This window comes from Streptomyces griseus (assembly GCF_001715295.1).
Classification (GTDB): Bacteria; Actinomycetota; Actinomycetes; order Streptomycetales; family Streptomycetaceae; genus Streptomyces; species Streptomyces griseus_G.
This window is the reverse complement of sequence record NZ_MDKB01000011.1, coordinates 1-320: the sequence shown is the minus strand read 5'-3', so window position 1 is coordinate 320 and position 320 is coordinate 1. Positions and strand designations below refer to the sequence as shown.

Genomic DNA, 320 nt, shown 5'->3' with positions numbered 1-320 from the left:
CCGAACCCGTCCGTGTGCGGCGAGACGGTCACCGTGTGCGCGACGGTGACAGCGGTCGCCCCGGGCAGCGGCACCCCCACCGGCTCGGTCACCTTCACCGCCCCCGGCGGACTCGACGAAACCGTACCCCTGGCCACCGACGGCACCGCCTGCGTCACGACGACCACACTGGAAACCGGCACGGTCAACGTCTCGTACACGGGCGACAGCTGCTTCCTGCCGTCCACCGGCGCGACGGACGTCACGGTCGACCCGGCCACGAGCGCGGTGACGGTGTCGGTCGATCCGAACCCGTCCGTCTGCGGCGAGACGGTCACCGT

The 320-nt window shown here is 71.9% G+C and carries 1 protein-coding gene; it reads left to right on the top strand.

Features of this window, described 5'->3' with window-relative positions:
* The coding region (locus tag BA175_RS29080; RefSeq protein ID WP_175420952.1) for an Ig-like domain repeat protein at positions 1–320 on the top strand (320 nt) is incomplete at both ends.